The 18,116-nt window shown below is 69.1% G+C and carries 18 protein-coding genes and 1 riboswitch; of the genes, 4 read left to right on the forward strand and 14 right to left on the reverse strand.

Translation table 11 applies throughout. The features are described 5' to 3' along the window. Window positions 1-16 precede the first annotated feature (16 nt). The 12 genes from SYV04_RS17445 to hisG form a co-directional block, all read right to left on the reverse strand. On the reverse strand, window positions 17-784 hold the full coding sequence (locus tag SYV04_RS17445; protein WP_321546932.1) for an ABC transporter ATP-binding protein: 768 nt from the start codon (window positions 782-784) through the stop codon (window positions 17-19). Continuing rightward, window positions 781-2,025: an HlyD family secretion protein gene (locus SYV04_RS17450; protein ID WP_321546933.1), complete on the reverse strand. Its 1,245-nt coding sequence runs from the start codon at window positions 2,023-2,025 to the stop codon at window positions 781-783. The genes SYV04_RS17445 and SYV04_RS17450 overlap by 4 nt, the downstream gene beginning before the upstream one ends. Before the next feature lie 376 nt (window positions 2,026-2,401). Beyond that, on the reverse strand, window positions 2,402-3,124 hold the full coding sequence (locus SYV04_RS17455; RefSeq protein WP_321546934.1) for a polysaccharide deacetylase family protein: 723 nt from the start codon (window positions 3,122-3,124) through the stop codon (window positions 2,402-2,404). 118 nt (window positions 3,125-3,242) lie between these two features. Continuing rightward, entirely contained in the window at window positions 3,243-3,857 is a 615-nt protein-coding gene (gene hisIE, locus SYV04_RS17460) for a bifunctional phosphoribosyl-AMP cyclohydrolase/phosphoribosyl-ATP diphosphatase HisIE (protein WP_321546935.1), read from the reverse strand. Further along, on the reverse strand, window positions 3,857-4,639 hold the full coding sequence (hisN, locus tag SYV04_RS17465; RefSeq protein ID WP_321546936.1) for a histidinol-phosphatase: 783 nt from the start codon (window positions 4,637-4,639) through the stop codon (window positions 3,857-3,859). Before hisN ends, hisIE begins: the two co-directional genes overlap by 1 nt. Further along, window positions 4,636-5,397 carry an imidazole glycerol phosphate synthase subunit HisF gene (gene hisF / locus SYV04_RS17470; protein ID WP_321546937.1) on the reverse strand — a complete coding sequence of 254 codons (762 nt, stop codon included), beginning with the start codon at window positions 5,395-5,397 and terminating at the stop codon, window positions 4,636-4,638. Before hisF ends, hisN begins: the two co-directional genes overlap by 4 nt. Then, window positions 5,397-5,933: an imidazoleglycerol-phosphate dehydratase gene (locus tag SYV04_RS17475; protein ID WP_321546938.1), complete on the reverse strand. Its 537-nt coding sequence runs from the start codon at window positions 5,931-5,933 to the stop codon at window positions 5,397-5,399. The genes hisF and SYV04_RS17475 overlap by 1 nt, the downstream gene beginning before the upstream one ends. Further along, entirely contained in the window at window positions 5,930-6,643 is a 714-nt protein-coding gene (locus SYV04_RS17480; protein WP_321546939.1) for a 1-(5-phosphoribosyl)-5-[(5-phosphoribosylamino)methylideneamino]imidazole-4-carboxamide isomerase, read from the reverse strand. The genes SYV04_RS17475 and SYV04_RS17480 overlap by 4 nt, the downstream gene beginning before the upstream one ends. Then, window positions 6,640-7,236 carry an imidazole glycerol phosphate synthase subunit HisH gene (gene hisH / locus SYV04_RS17485; protein ID WP_321546940.1) on the reverse strand — a complete coding sequence of 199 codons (597 nt, stop codon included), beginning with the start codon at window positions 7,234-7,236 and terminating at the stop codon, window positions 6,640-6,642. The genes SYV04_RS17480 and hisH overlap by 4 nt, the downstream gene beginning before the upstream one ends. Further along, on the reverse strand, window positions 7,233-8,270 hold the full coding sequence (locus SYV04_RS17490; protein ID WP_321546941.1) for a pyridoxal phosphate-dependent aminotransferase: 1,038 nt from the start codon (window positions 8,268-8,270) through the stop codon (window positions 7,233-7,235). The genes hisH and SYV04_RS17490 overlap by 4 nt, the downstream gene beginning before the upstream one ends. Continuing rightward, window positions 8,267-9,568: a histidinol dehydrogenase gene (hisD, locus tag SYV04_RS17495; protein WP_321546942.1), complete on the reverse strand. Its 1,302-nt coding sequence runs from the start codon at window positions 9,566-9,568 to the stop codon at window positions 8,267-8,269. The genes SYV04_RS17490 and hisD overlap by 4 nt, the downstream gene beginning before the upstream one ends. Next, window positions 9,565-10,419 carry an ATP phosphoribosyltransferase gene (hisG, locus tag SYV04_RS17500; RefSeq protein ID WP_321546943.1) on the reverse strand — a complete coding sequence of 285 codons (855 nt, stop codon included), beginning with the start codon at window positions 10,417-10,419 and terminating at the stop codon, window positions 9,565-9,567. Before hisG ends, hisD begins: the two co-directional genes overlap by 4 nt. A gap of 376 nt (window positions 10,420-10,795) precedes the next feature. On the opposite strand from hisG, the gene SYV04_RS17505 reads away from it, so the two are divergent. From SYV04_RS17505 to moaA, 4 genes are all read left to right on the forward strand, one after another. Continuing rightward, entirely contained in the window at window positions 10,796-11,812 is a 1,017-nt protein-coding gene (locus SYV04_RS17505; protein ID WP_321546944.1) for an Rpn family recombination-promoting nuclease/putative transposase, read from the forward strand. A 25-nt stretch (window positions 11,813-11,837) separates the two neighbouring features. Next, window positions 11,838-12,956, forward strand: coding sequence for a glycine oxidase ThiO (gene thiO / locus SYV04_RS17510; RefSeq protein ID WP_321546945.1), 1,119 nt, complete (start codon window positions 11,838-11,840; stop codon window positions 12,954-12,956). Between the two features lie 118 nt (window positions 12,957-13,074). Then, the gene (locus tag SYV04_RS17515; RefSeq protein ID WP_321546946.1) at window positions 13,075-14,271 is read left to right on the forward strand and encodes an HD-GYP domain-containing protein; all 1,197 of its coding nucleotides are present in this window, start codon (window positions 13,075-13,077) and stop codon (window positions 14,269-14,271) included. A 78-nt stretch (window positions 14,272-14,349) separates the two neighbouring features. Beyond that, window positions 14,350-15,357 (forward strand): GTP 3',8-cyclase MoaA, encoded by a 1,008-nt coding sequence (gene moaA, locus SYV04_RS17520; protein ID WP_321546947.1) that lies wholly within the window; start codon window positions 14,350-14,352, stop codon window positions 15,355-15,357. Between the two features lie 72 nt (window positions 15,358-15,429). Here the strand turns inward: moaA and SYV04_RS17525 are convergent, their stop codons facing one another. Together SYV04_RS17525 and thiC are read right to left on the reverse strand one after the other, a co-directional pair. Further along, on the reverse strand, window positions 15,430-15,798 hold the full coding sequence (locus SYV04_RS17525) for a DUF4870 domain-containing protein (RefSeq protein WP_321546948.1): 369 nt from the start codon (window positions 15,796-15,798) through the stop codon (window positions 15,430-15,432). 118 nt (window positions 15,799-15,916) lie between these two features. Continuing rightward, the gene (gene thiC, locus SYV04_RS17530) at window positions 15,917-17,791 is read right to left on the reverse strand and encodes a phosphomethylpyrimidine synthase ThiC (RefSeq protein WP_321546949.1); all 1,875 of its coding nucleotides are present in this window, start codon (window positions 17,789-17,791) and stop codon (window positions 15,917-15,919) included. 38 nt (window positions 17,792-17,829) lie between these two features. After that, window positions 17,830-17,941: riboswitch (TPP riboswitch) on the reverse strand. Between the last annotated feature and the right edge of the window lie 175 nt (window positions 17,942-18,116).

The following is an 18,116-nucleotide window of genomic DNA, read 5'->3' on the forward strand; positions in this document are numbered from 1 at the left end:
TCTCGCGAGAGCGCGCCTAGCGCAGGCGCTCGTCCTGGACGATGCGTCCGTCGAAGAGGCTCACCGTGCGCGTGCCCAGCCGCGCTTGCGCCGGATCGTGCGTCACCATGATCAGCGTCGCCCCACCCTGGTGCAGCTCCGACAAGAGCTGCATCACCGACTCGCCGTTCTTCGAGTCCAGGTTGCCCGTGGGCTCGTCCGCCAGGAGGATCAGCGGATCGCCCGCCACCGCGCGCGCCACCGCCACGCGCTGCTGCTGACCGCCCGACAGCTGCCCGGGCATGTGCCGCGCCCGGTGGCTCATCCCCACCCGATCCAGCGCCTTCTCCACCCGCTTGCGCCGCTCGTCCGCGCCCATGCCCCGGTACGTGAGCGGCAGCTCCACGTTCTCGTACACGGACAGGTCGCCGATCAGGTTGAAGCTCTGGAAGATGAAGCCGATGTGCCGGTTGCGCACCAGCGCCCGCTCCGTGGGGGACAAGTCCAGCACCGACTTGCCGTCCAGCAGGTAGGTGCCCTTGGTGGAGGTATCCAGCAGTCCCAGCACCGCCAGCAGCGTCGTCTTCCCCGAGCCGGAGGGGCCGACGATGGACAGCCACTCGCCCGGCCGCACCGTGAGGTGGACGTCCGAGAGGGCGTGGGTCTCCACCTCCTCCGTCTCGAAGACCTTCGTCACGGCCTCCAGCTGGATGAGGGCCTTCTGCGGCACCACCTCCGCCGCGCTCGAGGCCGCCGTCACCGTCACGCCCTCGGGCTTCACGCTCTCAGAAACCGTCGTACTCATCGCACTCTCACTCGCTCCACCGCGTCCCACGCGGTCATGTCCGAGAGCACCACCTGGTCACCCTCGGTAAGGCCCTGCACCACCTCGATGGCGTTCACAGAGCCCCGCCCCAGCTGCACCGGCACCCGCACCGCCTCGTCGCTGCCCGGCAGCAGCCGGAAGAGCGTCATGGTGGAGTTGGGCTGCGCGCCCGCCGGCCGCCCCACCGAGAGCACCTCGCCCAGCCGCTCCAGCTCCACCGTGCCCTCCACCGTGAGATCCGGCCGCGCGCCCCGGGGCAGCTCTCCCGGCAGCGTCACTTCCACCCGCACCGTGCCCTGGCTCGCCGCAGGCGCCACGCGCGACACCGTGCCTTCCACCACCCCGTTGCGCGTGTCCACCTGGGCCTTCTGGCCCACCTGGATGTCGCGCGCCTGCGTCTCCGCGATGCGCAGCTCCGCCTTCAGCCGCTCGGGCTTCACCACCTTGGCCAGCACCGTGCCCGGCGTGACCCACTGCCCCAGCTCCAGCGGCAGCTCGGTGAGCACCCCCGCCTCCCCGGCCTTCACCTGCATCGACTCCACCTGGGTACGGCGGAAGCGCGCCACCGCTTTCAATCTTTCAATCTGCCCCCGCTGAGCCGCGAGCTGCTCTTGGGAGCTGGCCTGCAGGACGCTCAGGCGCTTGCGCTCCAGGGCCAGGCGCTGGCCCATCTCGCCGGCCTTCTCGCGCGCCTGCTGGGCCTCCAGCGTGGGCACATAGGACCGGTCCAGCAGCGCCACGGTGGCCTGGGCCTGACGGCTGGCGTGAGCGGAGTCGGCCTCCAGGCTGGCGAGGGCGACCTCCTGGGAGATGCGCTGCGTCTCCAGCGTGGTGCGCAGGGCGATGAGCTCCGCCTCGGCGCTGGCGAGCTGCCGCTCGGCCTCGAGCGCCTGCAGCTGCACGTCCGGGTTGGACAGCTCCATGAGCACGGTGTCCGCCTCCACGGGGGCGCCGGGGCGCACGTGGATGCGCTCGACGCGGCCGGCGGTGTCGGCGGTGAGCCAGCGGATGTGCTCGGGGACGAGGGTACCCGCGCCCTTCACCTGGCGCAGCATGGGCCCCCGCTTCACCGTATCCAGCCACACGCTGCCGCGCTCCACGGTGGGCGCGGCGGCCCGCAGCCGCGACAGGCCCACCGTGATGGCCACCAGCGCGAGCACTCCGGCAGCCGCGAAGAGCCAGGGCTTGCGATTGGGTTTGCGAGTCCGAGGAATGTCCACGGCACGCCTCATGAGCGAAGGCCGTGCCAAAAGTGAATGAGACTGTAAGTCCCTGGAATCCCTCGGGATTGAGGCGTCCTGCCCGGAGAACCTGCCCGCTTGCGAGAAGGCGCGTCCCAATATCGGACACTTCGCCGTGTCCAGTGATGGGACGGCGCTTCCCAGAGGCGGTCAGTCCTCGCTGGGACAAGACTGGCGCGCGCCACCGGAGCGAGTGCTCCAAGGACACCCTCTCCGGTGGCACGGCCAGGAGCTTCGAGGAGCCGGGACCTCGAAGCTGCCTTGCAGTTCAGCCATCGGGAGCTGACAAGGAAAGCTGCTCGCAGTCAACCTGCTGGGTAGCCTGACCGAGCGCGTCGAGCCCAGGTTCCGAGGGTCAACCTCGTGCCGGGGCCACGCCCCCCAGAGCGAGCAGCTCGGACACGGTGACGAAGCGGTACCCCTGGGCCTTCAGGCTCTCGATGATGCGCCCGGCGGCCTCGATGGAGCCCGGCTTCGGGGCCCAGCCATCGTGCAGCAGGATGATGGAGCCGGGCTGTGTGGCCTCGAGCACCCGGGAAGTGATGAGCGCGGCATCCTGCGTGGCATGGTCATCGGGCACCACGTCGAAGGTGACGTGCGGGCGCCCCTGGCGCGAGAGCACCCAGGGCAGGACGAACAGCTTCTTGCCGAAGGGAGCGCGGAAGGGAATGTCCCCGCGCACGCCCACCTCACGCAGCAGGGCATCGGTCCGGGAGATCTCCTGCTCGACGAAGGAGGGAGAGCGGAGGACGAGCCGCTCGTGCGAGTAGGAATGGTTGCCGAGCTGGTGCCCCTCGGCGAGCACCCGGGCGGCGAGCTCCCGGTGGCTCTCGATGTTCCGACCCACCATGAAGAAGGTGGCCTTCACCTGGTGGCGCGAGAGCAGCTCGAGGACGGCCGGCGTATTGGCAGGGCCGGGCCCATCATCGAAGGTGAGCGCCACCACGCGCTCGGAGATCTCCACCCGGTGGTGCAGCGCTCCAAAGAGCTGGAAGCCGCGCGCGTTCGACAGGCGCCACAGGCCGATCAGCCCTCCCAGGACGAGCAGGACTCCCACACCCCATCGTTTCCAGTGCATGGTGACGCTGCGCTGCAGGAATCGAACCGGTCTTCAACCCCGCGAAAAGAGGAGCCCGCGCTCCAGGCGCCCACGGGCTGCGTGGGCAGCGAGCCACGGGCTCCTCGGAAGGCTCCCCTCAACGGGGAGGACTGGCGGCGCGCTTGGAGAGCACCTGTTTCACGTCCTCCAGGGTAAGGCCCAGGGGGCGCACGGCCACGAGCAGGTGGTAGAGGACGTCGGCCGCCTCCTCCACCGCGCGCGCCTTGTCACCATCGGCGCAAGCGGTGACGAGCTCCGCGCCCTCCTCGCCGATCTTCTTCAGCCGCAGGTTCCGGTCGTCCAGGAGCCGCCGCGTGTAGCTGGGCTTCTGTCCGGGCTCGGGCGCCTTGGCGGCCCGCTCGGAGATGGTGGCATCCAGCGCCACCAGGGCATCGAACCGGCCCGGGCCGAAGCACGTCTCCTCGCCGGTGTGGCAGGCAGGGCCCGCCTTCTGGACGCGCGCGAGGACAGCGTCTCCATCACAGTCGGCGCTGAGGGACACCACGCGCTGCACATTGCCGCTGGTGGCGCCCTTGTGCCACAGCCCTCGGGTGCGCGAGCGGTAGTGCATCTCGCCGGTGGCCAGGGTGCGCTCCAGGGCCTCGCGGTCCGCGTGCGCCACCATCAACACGTCACCGGAGGCCGCGTCCTGCGTCACCACGGTGACCAGCCCGTTGCCCTTGGTGAAGTCGAGCTTGGAGATGTCCAGCATCAGGCCCTCTTGTTCGCGCCCAGCAGCTCACGCACCTGGGAGGAGAGCGCCGCGTTGGTCGCGATGCCATTGCCACCGAACGAGGTGCGCGCCCCCGCCCAGTCGGTAAAGACGCCCCCAGCCTCCTCGATAATGGGCTGCAGCGCCGCCGCGTCCCAGGGCGAGAGCAGCTCGTCCACCATCACCTCGGCACGACCGGTGGCCACGAGCAGGTAGCCGTAGCAATCGCCCCACGTGCGATCCATGGACACCTTGGCGGCGAGTTCCCGCCACGCCTTGCCCCGCTCGGGGAACTGGAGGAAGCGCTCGTCCGTGGACAGCACCACCGCCTGGGAGAGCTGGGCCACGGAGGACACCTGGGTGCGCTTGTCATTCCAGAAGCAGCCAGCGCCGGGAGCAGCCACCAGCAGATCATTCACGGCCGGGAAGTACGCGGCGCCCGCGAGGATGCGCTCGCCCTCGGCCACGGCCACCAGCGTGCCCCACAGCGGCACGCCGCGGATGAACGTCTTGGTCCCGTCGATGGGATCGAGGATCCACCGGCGCCGGGCGCCGGGCCGTGTTTCCCCGAACTCCTCGCCGAGAATGCCGTCCTGGGGGAAGCGCGCCTCGATCCAGTCGCGAGCCGTCTGCTCGGAGGTGCGGTCGGCCACGGTGACGGGGGTGCCGTCTCCCTTGATGTCCACGGTGACGCCTCGGCGGAAGAACTCGAGGGCCACGTCCCCGGACTTCCGAGCCACCTCGGCGGCGGCCTGCATCAACCCTTGCGCTTCGGTCGTCATGCGACGCTCCTGATCTTCAGGCCGCTCGTTTGGAGCAGCGACTTGATCGCCCCGACGGTGGTGAGGCCGTCATGAAGGATGCCGGCCACCAGTGCCGCGTCCGCCCTGCCCTCCGTGAGCGCGTCGCGCACGTGCTGTGCGTTCCCCGCTCCCCCCGAGGCGATGACCGGGACGTCCACCCCCTCGGCGACGGCCCGCGTCAGCTCCAGGTCATACCCCGAACGAGCCCCGTCGCGATCGATGCTCGTGAGGAGGATCTCCCCGGCGCCGCGTTTCACACACTCGCGGGCCCAGGCCACGGCCTCCAGGTCCGTGGGGGTGCGACCTCCACGCGTGTAGACGCGCCAGCCGGTGCCCTCGCGCCGCGCGTCGATGCTGGCCACTACGCACTGGGCGCCGAAGCGCTCGGCGCACGCGGTGAGCAGCTCGGGGTTCGTCACCGCCGCCGAGTTGATGCTCACCTTGTCCGCGCCGGCGCGCAGGGCGCGGCCCACGTCGTCCACCGTGCGCACCCCGCCGCCCACGGTGAGGGGGATGAAGAGGCGCTCGGCGGTGCGTTGGACGACGTCCCAGAGTGTCTCGCGCTCATCGGCGGTCGCGGAGATGTCCAGGAAGGTGATCTCGTCCGCTCCCGCCGCCTCGTAGCGCGTGGCCAGCTCCACCGGGTCGCCCACGTCGCGCAGCCCCTCGAACTGGACGCCCTTGACCACGCGCCCGCCCTTCATGTCGAGGCAGACGATCAGCCGTCGCGTCAGCATCACTTCACCTCCAGGGCGACCGAGCCCTTGGTGCTGAACACGGTGCCTGAGTCCACCATGGCGTCTCGCAGCGCCAGGCCCACGGCCTTGAAGGCGGCTTCGGTGACATGGTGGCTGTCCTTGCCCCGGAGGATGCGCACGTGGAGCGTCACCTTGGCGTGCTCGCAGAAGGAGCGCATCCAGTGGTTGTAGAGCTTGTTGCGCAGCGGGCCGCGGTAATAGAAGCGCCCGCAGGTGTCGATGGCCGCATGCACCAGCGCATCGTCCATGGGGATGGTGCGCTCGCCGTATCGGGCGGCGGTGGGCGGAATCACCTGGTACACGGCGGTGCCCACGGCGATGGCGACGTCCTCCATGATGTGGTGGCGCAGGTCCCCGCGCGCGTGAAGCTTCATGTCCAGGCCAGCGTAGCGGGCGAAGGTTCCCAGCATGTGGTCGAAGAACTTCAGGCCGGTGTCCACCTCGGCGACACCCTTGCCGCGCACCAATTCGACGCGAATCTGCGTCTCCTTCGTCTCTCGAGTCACGACCGTCATGCGAACTCCCGTGCGACCGTGGCCGCATCCAGTGTGCCGGTGTAGAGCGCCATGCCGATAACGGCGCCATAGGCCCCGGCTTCCGCCAGGGCGCGCAGGTCCTCCAGGGTGGTGACGCCGCCCGAGGCGTACACGCGGTGTCGGCAGCCTCGCACCACCTCCTGCATCAGCGGCAGGTCCACGCCTCCCATCTGTCCCTCCTTGTGGACGGCGGTGACGAGCAGCCCTCCCAGGGGCAGCGGGTCCAGGACAGCCAGCACGTCGGCCACGTCCCGGGCGCTGCCAGCGGTCCAGCCGCGCGTCACCACCTCGCGGCCCTTCACGTCCGCGGCCACCACCACGCGGCCAGGGAAGCGGCTCGCCATCTCGGAGAGCCACGCGGTGTCCTCGATGGCGCGCGTGCCCACGACGGCGTACGAGGCGCCGCTGGCGAGCACTGCCTCCACCCGGGCCGTCTCGCGTACGCCTCCGCCCACCGTGAAGGTGATGCCTGGCTCGTGCCCCAGCAGCCGGGTGATGACCTCCATGTTGGAGCCCTTGCCCAGCGCCGCGTCGAGATCCACCACGTGGAAGGTGCTGAAACCGAAGCCGCGCCAGCGCTTCAGGGCGTCGATCGGATCCTTTACCCGCACCTTCTCGGCGTCATACGAGCCGCCCACGAGCTGTACACAGGCGCCCTCGCGCAAGTCGATGGCTGGGATGGCGATCACGGCGCCACCTCCTTGAGGAACGCCTGCACGAAGGCGACGCCGGCGGTGGAGCTCTTCTCCGGGTGGAACTGCACCCCGAGCACCTTGCCGCGCCGCACCGAGGCGGGGAAACGGTCCTCTTCATGGGTGGTCCAGCCCACCACCACCTCGGGCTCCTCGGCGCGGCAGACGAAGCTGTGCGCGTAGTAGACGGTGTCCAGCTTCGTGCCCTGCACGGCGGCGTCCTCGTCCACGGAGTTCCAGCCGATATGGGGCACATGCCTGGCACGCAGCCGCGTCACCCGTCCCTTGAAGACGCCGAGCCCCTGGCCCTCGCCCTCGTCGCTGCCCTCGAAGAGCAGTTGCATGCCCAGGCAGATGCCGAGACACGGCAGTCCATTCTCCAGAGCCTGGCGCATCTTCTGGCGACCGGGCTCCATCCGGGCCGCCGCGGCGCCGAACGCGCCCACACCGGGCAGCACGAGGACGTCCGTGTCCAGTGCCTTCACCGGGTCAGTCTGCACGCGCACGTCCGCGCCCACCACCGTGGCGATTGCCTTGGCCAGCGAGTGCAGGTTGCCCGCGCCATAGTCGAACAGGGTCACTCTCCTCACCGCCGTGCCTCCCGCAGCGCCTGGAGCGCCGCCTCCATCATGGGCCAGGGTCCACAGCCGATTCGGAGCGCATCCCCTACCCCGGTCAAGCCTTGGAATGCCCGGACGTTCACATCCAGCTCCCGCATGCGCGACGCGATCCGAGGCGCGTCTGGCAGCGGGACGAAGAGGAAATTGGCCTCGGACGGCATGGGCTCGAGGCCCTGTGCCTTCAGTGCCTCCGCCATCCGCTGGCGATTCGCCTTCGCCTCCTCGGCGCGCGCCTTCATCCAAGCGACATCCTCGGTGAGGGCGGCGATGGCCATGCGCTCGGCGATGCCGCTGTGCTTGTACGGGCCGCGCGCCTTCTCCACCTCGGCCACCAGCTCGGGACGCCCGATCGCATAGCCCACGCGCATGCCCGCCAGGCCAAACGCCTTGGAGAGCGTCCGGGTGACGAGCACGTTGGGCCGCGAGCGCACCAGGTCCACGTTGCTGGAGCTGGCGAACTCCACATACGCCTCATCCACGAGGACGATGCCGGGGGCCGCGTCCACCAACCGCTCCAGGGCGGCGCGCGAGGCCACCGTGCTGGTGGGGTTGTTGGGTGAGCACACGTAGAGGAGCCGGGAGCCCGTGGCGAGCATCGCATCGACGTCGATGTCGAAGTCTGGGCGGAGCGGCACTGGGGTGAAATGCAGGCCGTTCACCTTCGCGAAGTAGCCCATCATCGAGAAGGAAGGATCCGGCACGGCGATGCGCTCGCCGGGCTCCAGAAAGGCGCGCAAGGCACAGTCGATGAGATCATCCGAGCCGCAGCCCGTGGTCAGCCAGGAGGGCTCGAAGCCCGTGTACGCGGAGAGCGCCTGCTTGAGGTCCGGCGCGTAACTGATCGGGTACCGGGTGACGGTGGAGGTGGCGGCGTCGCGAAGGGCGCGCTCGGCGGCCGGGGGCATGCCGAAGAGGTTGGTGTTGTCGCTCAGGTCGACACGGCACGGCACCACGGGCGGAGCATAGAGCGAGATGTCCCGGTAGGAGGGTCGGGTGCGGATCATGGATTCCTCCAGGCCCGGGCGGCTTCGGCGTGAGCGAAGAGGCCCTCACTGTCGGCCAGGGCGCCCACGTCATCGGCGAGCCGCGCCGCCGCGTCCCGGTCCACGCGCTGGTAGGTCGTCCACCGGTAGAAGTCGAGCACGGACAGCCCCGAGTAGGCGTGCCCCAGGCCCGCGGTAGGAAGCACGTGGTTGGCGCCCGTCATGTAGTCACCGAAGGCCACGGAGGCGCGCTCGCCGAGGAACACGGTGCCACAGTTGCGCACGAGGGAGAGGTGCTCCTGGGGTGCGGCGGTGGCAATCAGCAGATGTTCGGGCGCGAAGTCCGAGACGAAGGGCCACGCCTCGTCCAGAGAGCCCACACTGAGCACGGCGCCGCGCTCGCGCAGGGCGGTAGCAACGATCTCCCGGCGTTGAGCCCGGGCCGCCGCGCGCTCCACCGCCGAGGCCACGGCTTCGGCCAGCGCGGAGCCCACCGCGAGCGTCACACAGCAGGCGTCCGGATCGTGCTCGGCCTGGGCGAGCATTTCGCGGGCCACGGCCTCTGGATTCGCCGATCCGTCGGCGACGACGAGGATCTCACTGGGCCCGGCCGGCGCGTCGATGGCGACGGCGTCCACCACCTGGAGCTTGGCCGCGGCGACATAGGCATTGCCGGGGCCGACGATGCGATCCACGCGCGGCACGCTCTGGGTGCCATAGGCCATGGCCGCCACGGCGCCCGCTCCGCCCAGGGCGAAGACTCGGTCCGCGCCCGCGAGCGCCGCCGCCGCGAGGACACCCGCCGCGGGCAGCCCATCCGGCCCTGGAGGCGAGCAGACGATGACCTCCCCTACTCCGGCCACCTTCGCCGGCACCACGCCCATGAGCACGCTGCTGGGGTACACGGCCCGGCCACCTGGTGCGTATACGCCCACGCGTCCGAGCGGATCGGGCCGCCGACCCACGACGACACCAGGCTCGGTCTCCACCTCGGTGGCGTGGGGGCGCTGAGCGGCGTGCGCCTTGGAGATGTTACGAGCGGCGCGCTCCAAGGCGTGGCGCACCTTCGGATCGAGCGAGGCGAGCGCCGCCTCCCAGCGGGACCGAGGCACCTCCACGGCGGTAAGGGTGGCACGGTCGAACTCTCGTGCCATCTCCAGGAGCGCCCGGTCCCCGTCACGGCGGACACGCTCGATGATGTCGCGAGTGCGGGAGGCAACCTGGGCGTCGGACTGGCCCGAGCGGTCCAGGAGGCGACGTCGGTCCTCGGTGGACAGGGCGGCCAGGGGGCCGCGGTACTTGAGGGCGTCGGCGCTCACGGCATCAACCTCTCGATGCGGGTGACGAGGATACCCTCGCAGCCCAGGGCCTTCAGGGCGTTGATGGTGCGGTAGATGGTCTTGGCGGGGACGACGGCATGCACGGCGACGTAGTCACTGTTCAGGATGTCCACGACCGTGGGGCCATTCAGTCCGGGGAGCACTTCCCGTACGCCGGAGAGCGCCTTCCGAGGCACGTTGGCCATCAGGTAGCGCTTGCCCCGAGCGGCGAGCACCGAGCCCAGCGCCTGCTTCAGCTCCTCCAACTTGCGAGCGGCCTCTGGGGTGTTGCTCTTGCTGGCCACCAACCGGGCGCTGGACTCCAGCACGGTGACCACTTCGCGCAGACCGTTCATCTTGAGGGTGGAGCCCGTGGAGGTCAGGTCCACGACGATGTCCGCGATGCCCAGGTGGGGAGCAATCTCCGCCGCTCCGGACACGGGCACCACGGTGACCTGCTGCCCCCGCTTCTCGAAGAACTCCTGGGTGAGCCGGGGGAAGCAGGAGGCCACGCGCATCCCATTCTTCACATCGTCGGCGGAGGTGATGCCGCTCTCCTCACGGGCGGCGACGACGAGTCGGCACTTACCGAACTCCAGGTCCATCAGGAGGTCCAGCTCACGGCCGGCCTCGTTGACCAGGTCCCATCCGGTGACGCCGGCCTGGGCGGCGCCATCGGCGACGAACTCGGGGATGTCCTGAGCGCGGACGAAGATGGCTTCGAATTCACCGCCGAGGGAGGCAGTGAGCGCCCGCTCGCCACGGACGCGGACCTCGAGTCCGGCGTCATTGAACAGCTCACGAACCTCTTCGGAGAGGCGACCTTTGTTGGGGAGGGCGATCTTCAGCATCGGGGGATTCCAGGGTGGTGTGTGGAGAGAACGCTGAAACGAAAAAAGCCCGTCCTGGGGGGACGGGCTTTCGGTCACTGCGGCAGGGCCGGGAGGGTGGTTCTTCTAGGCAGTCACCCAGGCATGCGCGCGGCGAGCGGTCCCGTCAGGGCCGAGCCGATGATGCGCATGATGGTGATGCACGGAGAGACGCACGGCTCCATGAGTATCGGAAAGCGCCCCGACCCGTCAACCAGGACGCCCCCCAACCCAAGCGTCCCGAATGAGAGACTCAGCATCTCCCGAGCGGGACTGTCGCTGTCTGCGGCAAGTCCTCAACGCTGCCGTTTGCCTGCACGCCAGCGCTGGCCCGTCTCATGCTTGAGCGCTGCGGGCGATGTCCGGCCCGCACGATCTCTTTGTTCGCTTCACCTTCGGCCACCCCGAGCGAGCCGCCGCCGAGCTGCGGGCTGTGCTGCCACCCGAGGTGGTGGCCCAGGTGGACTGGTCCACGCTGAATCGTGAGCCAAGCTCGGTGGTGGACCCGGAGCTACGAGAGACCGAGAGCGATCTGCTGTTCTCAGCCCGCGTTCGGAGTGGCCGTTCAGTCCTCTTCTATGTGTTGCTGGAGCACCAGTCGTCGGTGGACCCGTGGATGGCCCTGCGCATGCTGCGTTATGTCGTTCGCCAGCTCGACCACTGGCGCAAACAGCACCCTGAGCGCGTGCGGCTGCCAGTCATCATCCCGCTGGTCATGTACCACGGGCCCGAAGGCGCCTGGTCCGCGCCTCGCCGTATCGAAGAACTCTTCGACTTCCCTCAAGAGGGTGCGCGCCCAGAGACCTGGAAAGCGCTGGTGCCGCACTTCGGATATCGGGTGGATGACCTGACCTCTGAGCGAGCAGAGGCATGGATGGCGCGTCCCGGCCCACCGCTGGTGCGGCTGGCGTTACTGGCCCTGCGCTTCGGGCGCACCCTGGAACTGGCTCAGCAGTTGCCGGGTTGGACTGCGCTCTTCGAGCAGGTGAGCGCGGCTCCGGGCGGGGTCGAAGAGGTAGGTACGGTGGTACACTACCTACTACGGGTAGGAACTCCCTCCTCACAGACCCTCGTAGTGGGCATGCTACGTTCTGTGGTGGGGGTGCAACGAGCGGAGGAGTTGATGGGAACCTGGGGTGAGGAATTCCTTGAAAAAGGCCGCCAGCAAGGTTGGCTCAAGGGATTGGCCGAGGGGCAAGCCAAGGGACGTGCCGAGGGTGTTCTCCGGATTCTGGCCACGCGCGGCGTGCAGGTGGATGACACCACCCGGCAACGCATACTGGCATGCACAGACTTGGCGACCCTCGATCGCTGGTTCGACCGCGCCCTGGCAGCCACCCGCCTCTCGGATGTGCTGGAAGACAAAGGACAGTGACCCCAAAGCGTCGTAAGCAGGCGCCATGAGTGTCACGGACGTCATCATCGTGGGCGGCGGAGTCATGGGCTGTGGCATCGCCCTGCGCCTGCGCCAGGCCGGTGTGAAAGTCACCGTACTGGAGCGCTCCATCCCCGGCGCCGAGGCCTCCAGCGCCGCTGCGGGCATCCTCGGCCCACAGATGGAAGCCGAAGGCCCTGGCCCCTTTCTCGAGCTGTGCCTGCGCAGCCGCGCCCTCTACGCCGGCCTCGCCTCCGAGCTGCGCGAGCTCACCGGCGTGGACATCGCCTACCTCCCCTGCGGCGTCCTCAAGGCCGCATTCACCGAAGGAGAGGTCCACCACCTGGAGGCCGCCGCCGCCTGGCAGCGGGCCATCGGCCTGCGCGCGGAGCTGCTCGACAACGCTCAGGCCCGCGAGGTCGAACCCCAGCTCTCCCCGCTCGTCCTGGCCGCCCTGCGCTTCCCCGACGACCACCAGGTCGACAACCGGCTCCTGGTCCGCGCCCTCTCCATGGCCGCCGCGCGCGTGGGCGCCACCTTCCGCAGCGGCTACGTGCGCGGGGTCATCGAAGAGCGCGGCCGCGCCGTCGGCGTGGACCTCGACGGAGAGCCCCTCCGAGCCGACGCCGTCGTCATCGCCGCCGGCTCCTGGTCCGGCCTCGTGCAGGGCAGCGCGCTCGACCCGCGCATCGTCCGCCCCGCCCGAGGGCAGATGGTTCAGCTCCAGACACGGCTGCCCGTCATCACCCACATCCTTACCTCCGAGAAGGGCTACCTCGTGCCTCGCACGGACGGGCGCCTCATCGCCGGCAGCACCATGGAGTTCGCTGGCTTCGACAAGCAGGTGACCGCCGAAGGGCTCGCTCGCATCCTCGCCATGGCCGTGGAGCTGTGCCCCACCCTCGGCCACGCCTCCGTCACCGAGTCCTGGGCCGGCTTCCGCCCCTACACCGAGGATCGCCTGCCCATCCTCGGCCCCGGCCCCCTGCCCGGCCTCTTCCTGGCCACCGGCCACTTCCGCAACGGCATCCTCCTGGCGCCCCTCACGGCCAAGCTCGTGACGCAGTGCCTCCTGGGAGAGCGCCCCTCGGTGGACCTCACACCCTTCCGGTATGACCGTTTCAGTGCTAGGGCACCAGCCTGAAGCACCCTGAAGCAACCTGCCGCATCCCGGATAGGGGGGCGACCGGCAAGGCAGGGAAGGTGGTAAATACGCGTACCTGTTGGCGATCGAAACCCGGAAACCTCTAGAATCCCCCCCCGTGGAAGCCATTCCCCCCGCTCCTCCCCGCATCCTCATCGTGGACGACGACGACTCCGTCCGCGACGTCATCTCCGTCCTCCTCACGGAGGAGGGCTACAACTGCGTCGTCGCCAGCGGCGCCGAGATGGCGCTGGACGTCGCCAGCGAGGCCGAGACGCCCCTGGTGATCAGCGACATGAAGATGCCGGGCCGGGATGGTCTCTGGCTGCTGGAGAACCTGCGCGAGCGGCTCCCGGACACCTCGGTCATCATGCTCACCGGCTACGGCGACACCGAGTCCGCGGTGGACTGTCTTCGCCGCGGCGCGGTGGACTACCTGCTCAAGCCACCCAAGCTGACGGACCTCATCCGCGCCATCGAGCGCGCCCTGGCCAAGCGCCGGATCGAGCTGGCCCGGAAGCGGTACCAGAAGAAGCTCGAGCGCAAGGTGCGTGACCGCACCGCCGAGCTGCGCACGGCACTCAAGGACATCGCCAACACGTACCAGAACACGCTGCTGGCGCTGGTGGCGGCGCTGGACGCGCGCGAGCACGAGACGTCGGACCACTCGCAGCGCGTCGTCTCCTACACCTCGGCCATCGCCCACCGCATGAGCATTGGCGGCAAGGATCTCGACGAGATCGGCCGCGGGGCGCTGCTGCACGACATCGGGAAGATCGGCGTGCCGGACGCGGTGCTGCTCAAGCCGGGCAAGCTCACCCCGGACGAGTGGATGGAGATGCGCAAGCACCCGGACATCGGCTTCCAGATGATCCAGAACATCCCCTTCCTGGACACGCCGGCGCAGATCGTCCTGTCGCACCAGGAGCGGTGGGACGGGGCCGGCTACCCGCGCAACCTGCAGAAGCACGAGATCCACATCGGCGCGCGCATCTTCGCGGTGGCGGACACGCTGGACGCGATGACGAGCGACCGGCCGTACCGCAAGGGCACCACGTTCGCCAACGCCATCCAGGAGATCAAACGCTGCGCCAACACGCAGTTCGATCCCGAGGTGGTGCGGGCGTTCCTGGACATCGGCGAAGAGGGCCTGGTCCGCATCAAGATGGAGATGGCCGAGCGCAAGCTCAAGCCGCTCGAGGTGGAGGCGCAGGCCCAGGAGGCCGAGGCCGAGCTGGAAAAGCTCACCGAGGACGACGACATGGAGCTGACGCCCGCTCCCGAATCGGCCCTGCCCTACCTCCCCAAGAACTAAGGCTCCCGGGCACCGCTGAACGTTTCCCCGCGCGGAGGACTGTTCCCCGCGTGGAAGGCTGTTAAAGAGAAGCCCGTGATGCCCGCCGCCTCGCAGTCCACCCCCTCGCCGCTCGCGCCCCCGCTCCTGGACGCCCAGGGACGGCGGATGACGTACCTGCGGCTGAGCATCACCGACCGCTGCAACTTCCGCTGCACCTACTGCTCGCCCGCCTCCTGGGGAGGCAAGAAGGACCTGCTCACCGCGCAGGAGTTCGAGCGCATCGTCTCCGTCTTCGCGAGCATGGGCATCCAGCGGGTGCGGCTCACGGGCGGCGAGCCGCTCATCCGCCCGGACATCCTGGAGATCGCCCAGCGCATCTCGGCGTTGCCCGGCGTACGGCACCTGGCCATCACCACCAACGCCAGCCACCTGGAGCGACTGGCCGCGCCGCTGCGCGAGGCGGGCGTCACCCAGCTCAACATGAGCCTGGACACGCTCTCCGAGGAGACGTTCCGCCGCATCTCCAAGCAGGGAGACTTCGCCACCACACTGCGCGGAATCGACGCTGCGGCCCGGGTGGGCTTCTCCTCGCTCAAGCTCAACGTCGTCGTCATGCGGGGCGTGAATGACGACGAGGTCCCGGCCCTGGTGCGGCACGCACACGAGCGGGGCATCACCCCGCGCTTCATCGAGCTGATGCCCTTTGGTCAGGGCACGCCGGTACCCAGCGCGGAGCTGGTCGAGCGGCTACAGGCCTCAGGCCTCGCCCTGGTCTCGGAGCCTGCGGAGGACGCCTCCAGCGCCACCTCGGGCCCGGCGCGTTACTGGCGCGCGCCCACGGGCCGAGTGGGCTTCATCTCTCCCCTCACCCAGAACTTCTGCGGCGGGTGCAACCGCGTGCGGGTGGCCTCCAACGGAGACCTGCGCAGTTGCCTGGGCGGCCGCGCGCAGGCCCCACTGCACCAGCTCATCCGCGGCGGTGCCACGGACACGGAGCTGGCCCTGGCCATTCGCGGCGCGCTTGGCGAGAAGCCGGAAGGCCACCGCTTCACCGAGGCCGGCAACGGCGCCACGCTCCTGCCGATGATGGGCATCGGCGGCTGAGGCCACAAACGCCACGGGCGAGCACGGCGCCCCGAGGGGAGCCGCCTCGCCCGCGAGAGCCGCTGTCCCGAGCTACTTCACCAGCCGCATGGTGGCCGGGTAGCGGTAGAACTGGCCTTCCTTGGCCTTCAGCCCGGCGATGATGCCGAGCACCGTGGCCCCGATGAACACCACCGGCAGCAGCAGCGCGCCGATGCACACCGCGGTGAGCACGGTGGAGACCACGTAGCCGATGAAGACGCCGATCTGGAAGTTGAGCGCCTCGACCGCCTGAGACTTCACCCAGGGCGACTGCTCGCCCTTGGTGGCCATGATGATGGCCGGCACGATGATCGGGAAGACGATGCCACCAATGTGCGCCAGGAGCGCCATGGTCTTGTCATCCTCAGTCGGTGCCGGTGAGCCCGTCAGGAACGGCGAGCCCTGCTGTTGCTGCTCCATGGAAACCCCCTACAAAAGTGTACGGGCGCGTGTACCGCGCCCTTTCGCCGCATTCTTGCCAGTGCCCGGCTGAAATGTCACGCAACGGGTAGCGCAGTGTGTCAACGGGCCCAGGGTCTCAGCGGTAGATCTCGCTGCCCGTCTTCTTGAACTCCTCGCTCTTCTCGACCATCCCGCTCTGGAGCGCGGCCTCCGCGGCGACCCCTTGCTGCTGGGCGTAGTCACGCACCTCCTGGGTGATCTTCATCGAGCAGAACTGCGGGCCGCACATGGAGCAGAAGTGGGCCACCTTGGCGCCCTCGGCCGGCAGCGTCTCGTCGTGGAAGGCCCGCGCGCGCTCAGGGTCCAGCGAGAGGTTGAACTGGTCCTCCCAGCGGAACTCGAAGCGGGCCTTGGACAGGGCGTTGTCGCGCGCCTGCGCCCCTGGGTGTCCCTTGGCCAGGTCCGCGGCGTGGGCGGCGATCTTGTAGGTGATCACGCCCTCCTTCACGTCGTCCTTGTCCGGCAGGCCCAGGTGCTCCTTGGGGGTGACGTAGCAGAGCATCGCCGTGCCGAACCAGCCGATCATCGCCGCGCCGATGCCGCTGGTGAAGTGGTCGTAGCCCGGCGCGATGTCCGTCGTGAGCGGCCCCAGCGTGTAGAAGGGCGCCTCGCCGCACACCGCCAACTGCTTCGTCATGTTCTCCTGGATGAGGTGCATGGGCACGTGGCCCGGCCCCTCGATCATCACCTGCACGTCGTGCTTCCAGGCGATCTGCGTCAGCTCGCCCAGCGTCTCCAGCTCGCCGAACTGGGCCGCGTCGTTGGCGTCCGCGATAGAGCCGGGACGCAGGCCATCGCCCAGGCTGAAGCTGACGTCATACGCCTTCATGATCTCGCAGATCTCCTCGAAGTGCGTGTAGAGGAAGTTCTCCCGGTGGTGGGCCAGGCACCACTTGGCGAGGATGGAGCCACCCCGGCTGACGATGCCAGTGAGCCGCTTCGCCGTCAGCGGGATGTACGCCAGCCGCACGCCCGCGTGGATGGTGAAGTAATCCACTCCCTGCTCGCACTGCTCGATGAGCGTGTCGCGGTAGATCTCCCAGGTGAGTTCCTCGGCCTTGCCGCCCACCTTCTCCAGCGCCTGGTAGATGGGCACCGTGCCGATGGGCACCGGCGCGTTGCGGAGGATCCACTCGCGCGTCTCGTGGATGTTGCGCCCGGTGGACAGGTCCATCACCGTGTCGGCGCCCCAGCGGATGGACCACACCATCTTCTCCACCTCCTCCTCGATCGAGGAGGTGACGGCGGAGTTGCCGATGTTGGCGTTGATCTTCACCAGGAAGTTGCGGCCGATGATCATCGGCTCCAGCTCCGGGTGATTGATGTTGGCCGGGATGATGGCGCGCCCCCGAGCCACCTCGTCACGCACGAACTCCGCGGTGATCTTCTTCGGGATGGCCGCGCCCCAGGAGTGGCCCGGGTGCTGGGCAGCCAGCGCCGCCTCCACCTTGAGGTTCTCGCGCACCGCGACGAATTCCATCTCCGGAGTAATCACGCCCTTGCGCGCGTAGTGCATCTGCGTGACGTTGGCGCCGCTCCGGGCCACCCGCGGCTTGCGCCGGTGGCCGAAGCGCAGCCCGGCCAGGCGCGGATCCTCCTCCCGCGTGCGGCCATACTCGGAGGTGACACCGGTCAGCTCCTCGGTGTCCCCGCGCGATGCGATCCAGCTGGAGCGGATGGGCGAGAGCCCCTGGCGCAGATCGATCCGCGCGTCGGGATCCGTATAAGGACCGCTGGAGTCGTAGACGAACACCGGCGGGTTGGCCGTCACCGAGGCGTCCGGGCCGTGGCCATGGCGGGTGGGCGTCTGGCTGATCTCGCGCAGGGGCACCCGCAGCTCCGGGTACCGCTCGCCAGGGACATAAACCTTCCGAGAGGCTGGCAACGCCCCCTGGGTGATGCCCTCGAGGACCTTGCCGTCGACCTTGAGGCTCCTGGACGCTCCGCTCATGTGACTCCTCCTCACGACGGGGAAGAGGCAGGCGTGGCGTGGAGCGCCCGCCGCTTCCCTCCGCCGGTATTAACCGGTTCAGGTTCCAAGGGTCTGGCCGCTCCCACGGCCGTCTCAGCCCCTTGATGGGGGGCACCCCTAGCGACGAGGCGAGGGTGTAGCGCACGGGGGAGCACCATTCAACCTGCCCCGCAGGATCTGCGGAGTGTCCGTTGGGGACGCAAACCTTGCGCCCCTCCCGCCTCGGTCCCACCGTCCTTCTGGGGGACCGTGGCCTGGACCCGAAAGTGCATTGCCGAATCTCGAAGCCATTTCGAGCTGGAGT

The sequence above is a fragment of the Hyalangium ruber genome (assembly GCF_034259325.1).
GTDB lineage: Bacteria > Myxococcota > Myxococcia > Myxococcales > Myxococcaceae > Hyalangium_A > Hyalangium_A rubrum.